Below are 7,590 nucleotides of genomic sequence, written 5' to 3'. Positions count from 1 at the left end.
GTTGAGCTAACCAATACTAATTGCCCGTGAGGCTTGACCATATAACACCCAAGCAATTTGCTAGCGCGAATTGCGGTGGTGAAGACGAAACAACCGAAAGTTCGTAACCACAAAATCGCATATCCGAATTCGCTGGGCTGTCCATCTGGACATTCTGGCTACAGAATTTCTTGACGACCATAGAGCATTGGAACCACCTGATCCCATCCCGAACTCAGTAGTGAAACGATGCATCGCCGATGGTAGTGTGGGGTTTCCCCATGTGAGAGTAGGTCATCGTCAAGATTCATTTCGCAAAACCCCTATCTGCGCGAGCAGGTAGGGGTTTTGTCTTTCTGCTGTTTATAACCGCAGATCCGCTGTCTCCAGGCAAAGATGTTTTGTCCGTCCTGTACCTCTTCAAACGCGCTCAAGGGTGCGACAATTAATCCTGTTCGCGCACGTGACTTTGCCCTGCCTAACCTGCGTCAAGACTTAGGTTCGGGGCACCCTCGCGCCCGAATAGAGCGATGCCAGCGTGCCGTGCTGCGCATTTATGGACTTTCACCGTCCTATCACTTGAGGTAGAGAGCAAGATGGCTAAGGCCGCCGATGTCGTTGTGCAATGCCTGGAAAATGAAGGTGTCGAGTATGTGTTCGGCATCCCTGGTGAGGAAAACCTCGACCTGCTGGAATCCCTGCGCAAGTCGAAGATCAAACTGGTCCTGACCCGCCACGAACAATCTGCGGGCTTCATGGCCGCCACCTATGGCCGCCTGACCGGCAAGACCGGCGTCAGCCTGTCGACCCTCGGCCCTGGCGCGACCAACCTGGTCACCGCCAGTGCATACGCCTACCTCGGCGGTATGCCGATGATGATGATCACCGGCCAAAAGCCGATCAAGAAGTCCAAACAGGGCCGCTTCCAGATCATCGATGTGTGCGGCATGATGGCCCCCATCACCAAGTACACCCATCAGTTCGCCTCGGCCGACAACATTCCTTCGCGCATGCGTGAAGCGTTCCGTCTGGCTGAAGAAGAAAAACCAGGCGCCGTGCACCTGGAACTGCCGGAAGACATCGCTGCCGAGCAGACCGATGCCATGCCGATCCCGCGCAGCCTGCACCGCCGCCCGCTGGCCGAGCACGTGGCCATCGAAGCCGCCATCGAAAAACTGCGCACCGCTCGCAGCCCGATCCTGGTGATCGGTGCCGGCGCCAACCGCAAGATGACCGCCAAGGTCCTCAAGCAGCTGATCGACAAGACCGGCATTCCGTTTGTTACCACCCAGTTGGGCAAGGGTGTGGTCGACGAGCGCAGCCCGCGCTTCCTGGGCAACGCCGCGCTGTCGTCCGGTGACTTCGTCCACCGCGCAATCGAAGCGGCCGACCTGATCATCAACATCGGCCACGATGTGATCGAGAAGCCGCCGTTCTTCATGGTCCGTGGCGGCACCGAAGTCATCCACATCAGCTTCCGCTCCGCCGAAGTCGATGCCGTGTACTTCCCGCAGGTCGAAGTGATCGGCGACATCGCCAACGCCGTCTGGCAAATCGCTGAAGGCCTGGGCGACACTTCGCACTGGGACTTCACCCGCCTCATGGCCATCCGTGAAGCCAACGAAGCGCAAATCGCCGAAGGCGCCGACGACGACCGCTTCCCGGTCTACCCGCAGCGCCTGGTCGCTGACATCCGTCGCGTGCTGCCGTCTGAAGGTATCGTTGCCCTCGACAACGGCATCTACAAGATCTGGTTCGCCCGTAACTACAAGGCCCACAAGCCGAACACCGTGCTGCTCGACAACGCCCTGGCGACCATGGGCGCCGGCCTGCCGTCGGCGATGGCAGCGCACCTGGTGTACCCGGACCGCCCGGTAATCTCGGTATGTGGCGACGGCGGCTTCATGATGAACAGCCAAGAGCTGGAAACCGCAGTTCGTCTGGGCATGCACGTCACCGTGGTGATCTTGCGTGATGACGGCTACGGTATGATCCGCTGGAAGCAGGCCAACATGGGCTTCACCGATTTTGGCCTGGACTACGGCAACCCGGACTTCGTCAAATACGCCGAAGCCTACGGTGCCAATGGCCACCGCGTGGAAAGCGCCGAAGGCTTGCTGCCGCTGCTCGAGCATTGCATCAACACCCCTGGCGTACACGTGATCGACTGCCCGGTCGACTACAGCGAGAACGACCGCATCCTCAACAGCGAGCTGCGTGAGCGCGCGCTGGCGGTATAAGGCTTAACGGCCTATTCGCGGGGCAAGCCCGCTCCCACAAGTACTGCACAGTTCCTGAGGACTGTGCTTACCTTGGGAGTAGGCACGCCCCCGCGAATGCTTTGCGCCAGACACCAAGTGGTATTAAATAAACACCGCGCCTGTAACTCTACGATTCTCCATTCTCAGGTTCCCCAACCCTTGGCGAACACGAGAACATGACGATCGGATCGACTCACAACCACCCCGCACACTTGGCCGTTGAGCCGTCATCCCCAGCCCAGCCATGGGCTGCACGCTACCCCAATCCACCCGATCTCTGTTTTGATTACCGCCGGTTGCTCGAGCAAGCGGGAGGTATAGCCCGTGCTACTCAGCCGCATCACCGAATATGCATTATCGGTGCTGGTGTAACGGGGTTGACCGCCGCACGGGAGCTGTTGCGTTGCGGTTTTACCCATATCACCCTGATTGAGCAATCGAAGCGTGTGGGCGGGCGTCATTTGACTGTGGTGAACACGCTTGGGGATCACAAGCACCCCACCACCCCATTCGAAATGGGGGCTATGCGTATGCCGTTGTTCAATAGGACAGGAGAGCCACCCAAGGACGGTCGCTCGCTTATGGCCTATTACGCCAGTTTGTTCGAGCTGCGCCTGACTGACTTTCCCAATCCCGGTACGCCCTGGGTGAATGCCACCGGTATTTATCTGCGAGAGGGTCAGCTGGATGGGAAGGGGGATCCAACGCTGCTGATTTGGCTTAACCCGGAGGGAGACACACCACCTCCCACCCTCACGCTGCAGAATGTCTACAACAAATGGCGGCGCTTTGCGGAGCATTTCGCCGAGCGGGTCGCTGCTCATTATGGGACGGGGGGTTGGGAGGCGATGTGGTCGGCAATCGTCGAACGTTATCACCGCTTGTCTTTCCGGGACCTGGTGCAGTTGCCTGCCCTTGACGCCTGGAGCGCTGAAAACCCCGGAGACTTCGGCGGGTTGGGGATGAACAGCGATGAGTCGGCAATTTTCTATGCAATCGGCATTGGAGATGGCAGCTGGGGCGCATTCTATGACGTCTGCTGCTTGTACCCGCTGCGGACTGCGATCTTTGGCTTCAGCAGCCATTTGCAGTTGGTGCATGGGCGTGTTGATGAGGGCGGCATACCCTACGTCGCACCGTATTTGGGAGCGGGCCAGTTACCCGATAGCAAAGGGCTCATGTTTCAGGCGCCTGCCTATTTGGGCCTTGCGGCGATGGATGATTGTCTGCTGTTCATGGACGTTGGGATGCAAGGCACATCGCTCTATGATCACTTCATTCAACGAGACGACGGTCTGCTGACCGACAGTTCAGTCTGTGCATTGCACAAGCGGTCTGATGGGCGTGTCCGGGTGGAGTATCGCTGGCAGCACAGTGACCCGGCACATAGCCAGGTTTTGCACGAGGATTTCGACAGCGTAATCCTCACCACGCCTTCATGGCTGATTGAAACCCAGATACAGATCAATGGCTTCAATCGAGAGATTCTGCCGCAACGGATCATCGATGCCTGGAAGCATGCCCACTGGGAAACCAGTTGCAAGGTCTATGCACCACTCAAAAAAAGCTTTCTCGACCGCAAAGTGGCCATCCCTCAAATCCTCGTCACTGACAGCTTCGTGCACGATGTTTATGCCTACCGCTACAACGACAGCTACTCCGATGACTGCATTCTGCTCAGTTATACCTGGGAAGATGACGCCACTAAATTGGGGGCGATATCAGATCAGGCGTTGGGCAACAAATGCATCCAGGAACTCGACCGGATTCTGATGCGCTGTACCAATATGGGGGAAGCCATATCGCCTTACATCGATACTCGAAACATCCGCATACAGCGCTGGATGACAGATAGAAATGCTCTCGGCTGCGCAAAGCTGTACAGGGCAGGTACCTATTACGACGCAGTCAGCCTGATGAAATACAACCGCGACCTCAGCGCTGCCTCCGGACTCTATCTGGCGGGAGAGTCCTTCTCTGTTGACGCGGGTTGGACCGAGCCGTGCCTGCGCACTGCAATCGATACCGTGATCAACCTCTGCAATCGCACGAAAGCCACGTTCAATGGTGGCTTCACCTTGGATCATTACCCGCATTATCAAGTGCGGTAATCAGGGCGTCGGCAATCAATATGTAGGACCCTTCCCTCAAAAATTCTTCCTTTTCCTTACGATCTTGTGGGAGCGTCCTGACTGTCGCTCCCAGGCCCAACCCCGCTTTACTGGCGCCCTTCCACAACAAACATAAAAGGAAGCCGCCATGTCTGAACACTGCACCCCTGTCAGCCCCGTGCGCATTGCAGTCATCCAGTATGACCCTCAAGTGGGGGTCGAGCACGGTGATAGCAATGTGAGCAGGGGCCTGGCATTGGCCCGGCGCGCCGTGCGCGAAGGTGCCAACCTGATTGTCCTGCCAGAGCTTGCCAACTCCGGTTATACGTTCCACTCGCGGGCAGAAGCCTATGCCCATGCGCAGGCCCTGCACGACGGGCGCAGCGTCCAAGCCTGGGCGGACTTTGCGCGGGATCATCACATCTATCTGGCGGCGGGGTTCGCCGAACGGGATGGGATGAAGCTGTATGACAGCGCCGTACTTTTCGGCCCGGAAGGAATGCTTGGGCACTACCGCAAAGCGCACTTATGGAACCAGGAGAAGCTGTGGTTCACGCCCGGTAACCTCGGGTTCCCGGTGTTCGAAACCCCCATTGGGCGTATCGGCCTGCTGATCTGCTGGGATATCTGGTTCCCCGAAGTCCCCCGGCTGATGGCTGCACAAGGCGCCGACATCCTCTGCAGCCTCAACAACTGGGTGTGGACGCCGCCGCCGCTGTTCGATGAGGCCGGGCGCTGCATGGCTTCTTACCTGACCATGACCGCAGCGCACGTCAACAACGTCTATATCGCCGCTGCTAACCGAATTGGCAGCGAGCGTGGCGGTCGTTTTCTGGGCTGTTCGCTGATTGCCGGCACCAACGGCTGGCCGATCGGAGAAGTGGCAAGCGCGGAAGAGGAAAGCATCCTCTATGCCGATGTGGACCTCAGTGCGGCTCGGTCTGCGCCGATCTGGAACAGCCTCAATGATCTGCCGCGAGATCGGCGTACCGATCTTTATGACCACACCCTCGGTTATCGCCTGCATGCCCCGATGCCGCGCTGAGGAGGCAGAACATGAACGAGATAAGCATCCCGAACAGGCAAAGGCCACCGCTGGTGATATTGGCCTGCCTGACCGTATTGCTGATGGTTAGCCTGGTTTTCGGCCAATGGCCGGACTACGCACAGCTCACCGCCACACTTGATCAACCCTTGAGCCGTTTGCGCTGGATAGTCGGCGACATCAGCGAAGTCGCTTTCTACAAGCACGAGTTGCCGGCTTTGGGCCTGCTGCTGGGGGCCTGTCTGGCGCATTGGGCCGGTCTTCGTGGCTACCGCTGGCAAGGCTTTGCCATTTGTTATGGCACTGGGCTGTGGCCGTGGGTGTTCACCAGCTCGCTGCTCGGCCTGTTGCTCAGCCACGTCTTGTGGGGGTGGACGCTGGCTGGGGGAGGGTGGCAACCGACCTTCGTCGCTTTCGTGTCGCTGCCGGCTGCCATGGTATTGCTGTTTGGCGGAGGCTGGCAGGTGACGATTACCGGGGCGCTACTCGGTGCGCTGCTGGTAACGCCTGCCAGCCTGCTCCTGGTCAATTACCTGTGCATTCCTTTGCAGCTGCCGGTGGTCATCGGCAACGTTGGCGGCATGGCCGTGGCGAGCGTAGTGGCTTTCCTGCTGTGCAAGCGTTTCCCGTCATGGGTGCACCAAGGCAAAAGGCCCGCGGGGTTGCAGCCCGTCACTCGTCAACCTGATTACGGTGTGGTCTGGACCTTTCGACGTGTGTTGGCTGACTTCAGTGAAGCGCCATTTTTCGGCAATGAGCTTGCCAGCCTCGGGTTGTTGCTGGGCCTGCTGTTGGCCTATGTGATTGCGCCTGCTGCACCGGCCTACGGTTCGCAACTGGTCGTGCAGATGGTGGCAGGCCAGGCGCTGGCGTCAATGGTGGGGGTGCTGGTGTGGCGTCGTCAATGGCAGGCGCGTGGCTGGTATCCCACTTACATTCCCATTGTATCGATCGTTCCGGCTGCCGTGCTGATTCACGGTGGTGACTGGCAGGTTGTGGTAGCCAGCGCGGTGCTGGGTGCGCTGGTAGCGCCGCCATTGGCGGTGGCCATCAGTGGCCGGTTGCCAAGCTATATGCATGGCTACATCGGCAATGTCTTGTCCATGGCCTTCAGTACATTGGCGATCGTGCCGCTGGTGGGGCTGATAGGAGGTGCGGCATGACTGAGTCTTCACAGTTGCCTCGGCTGTCGATCGCCAGCCTGGGCGGCACCGTCAGCATGCAGGTCGATACGGTTGAAGGGGGGGTAACGCCAACGCTCGATTGTGAGAAGCAACTGTCCTTGCTGCCAGCGCTCAGGCAAATGGCGCACCTCGAAGTGGCGACGCTGGGCATGCTGCCCAGCGCCTCGCTCGGGTTTGTGACGCTGCTTGAAGTACTGGCGTGGGCGCGTGGTCAGATAGCGCGCGGTGCGCAGGCCGTGATGCTCACCCAAGGGACCGATACGCTAGAGGAGACGGCTTACTTCTTCGACCTGCTCTGGCCATTCGATGCCCCCTTGGTGCTGACCGGTGCCATGCGTTCGGCCAGCCAACCGGGCTGTGACGGGCCGGCCAATCTACTGGCGGCCGCGCAAGTGGCGTTAGCCCAGGCCAGTCAGGGGCGTGGCGTGCTGGTTGTGATCAACGACCAGATCCACAGCGCCGCGAAGGTTCGCAAGGTCGCCAGCCTGGCGATGTCCGCTTTTGAGTCACCAGGCAGTGGCCCCGTGGGCGAAGTGGTCGAAGGTGTTGCGCGCTATCACCTCCAGCCTTCACCACGGGAGGTACTGCCACTGCCGCATCGTCTCGATCATCGCGTTGCCCTGTTGGAGGCCTGCCTGGATGCGGACACTGCCTTGTTACAGGCCTTGCCAGCGCTGGGTTACGAGGGGCTGGTGATTGCGGGGTTTGGTGCCGGGCACGTCTCGGGCGCCTGGTCCGAGATGCTGGGCCAGCTCACGCCTGGCTTGCCAGTGATCGTGGCTACCCGCACAGGCAGGGGGCCTACGGCACTAGCGACCTATGGGTTTGTCGGCGGCGAGATCGACCTGCAGAAAAAAGGGCTGCACATGGCTGGGCAACTTTGCCCGCGCAAGTGCCGAGTCCTGCTCTGGCTGCTGATCGGGTCAGGCAGGCAGGCCCTGCTGCCCACGTGGTTGCCACGCTAGCGAAACTGCCCGCAGCCTCGTCGCTGCGGGCAGCCTTCTGGTGCG

General features: G+C 59.5%; 5 protein-coding genes and 1 rRNA gene. All 6 read left to right on the top strand.

Translation table 11 applies throughout. The features are described from left to right. Positions 1–169: 169 nt before the first annotated feature. Positions 170–285, top strand: a 5S ribosomal RNA gene (gene rrf, locus D886_RS0115090). Between the two features lie 290 nt (positions 286–575). Further along, positions 576–2,219, top strand: coding sequence for an acetolactate synthase large subunit (locus D886_RS0115085; RefSeq protein WP_027594719.1), 1,644 nt, complete (start codon positions 576–578; stop codon positions 2,217–2,219). A gap of 197 nt (positions 2,220–2,416) precedes the next feature. Next, positions 2,417–4,351, top strand: a complete 1,935-nt coding sequence (locus tag D886_RS0115080) for an FAD-dependent oxidoreductase (protein WP_027594718.1) — start codon at positions 2,417–2,419, stop codon at positions 4,349–4,351. Positions 4,352–4,499: 148 nt separating this feature from the next. Beyond that, a complete protein-coding gene (locus D886_RS0115075) occupies positions 4,500–5,396 on the top strand; it encodes a nitrilase family protein (RefSeq protein ID WP_027594717.1) in 897 nt (298 codons plus the stop codon). A gap of 11 nt (positions 5,397–5,407) precedes the next feature. Then, entirely contained in the window at positions 5,408–6,559 is a 1,152-nt protein-coding gene (locus D886_RS0115070; RefSeq protein ID WP_027594716.1) for a hypothetical protein, read from the top strand. After that, entirely contained in the window at positions 6,556–7,545 is a 990-nt protein-coding gene (locus tag D886_RS0115065; protein ID WP_027594715.1) for an asparaginase, read from the top strand. The genes D886_RS0115070 and D886_RS0115065 overlap by 4 nt, the downstream gene beginning before the upstream one ends. Positions 7,546–7,590 lie beyond the last annotated feature (45 nt).

The organism is Pseudomonas sp. LAIL14HWK12:I7, from assembly GCF_000483465.1.
Taxonomy (GTDB): Bacteria; Pseudomonadota; Gammaproteobacteria; order Pseudomonadales; family Pseudomonadaceae; genus Aquipseudomonas; species Aquipseudomonas kermanshahensis.
Note: the sequence above shows the minus strand (reverse complement) of the source record. Positions and strands in the feature narration are given on the sequence as shown.

Bases quoted from the DNA above. Each gene is read 5' to 3' on its own strand.
- D886_RS0115085 (WP_027594719.1), top strand. From the start codon at position 576: ATGGCTAAGGCCGCCGATGTCGTTGTGCAATGCCTGGAAAATGAAGGT.
- D886_RS0115080 (WP_027594718.1), top strand. From the start codon at position 2,417: ATGACGATCGGATCGACTCACAACCACCCCGCACACTTGGCCGTTGAG.
- D886_RS0115075 (WP_027594717.1), top strand. From the start codon at position 4,500: ATGTCTGAACACTGCACCCCTGTCAGCCCCGTGCGCATTGCAGTCATC.
- D886_RS0115070 (WP_027594716.1), top strand. From the start codon at position 5,408: ATGAACGAGATAAGCATCCCGAACAGGCAAAGGCCACCGCTGGTGATA.
- D886_RS0115065 (WP_027594715.1), top strand. From the start codon at position 6,556: ATGACTGAGTCTTCACAGTTGCCTCGGCTGTCGATCGCCAGCCTGGGC.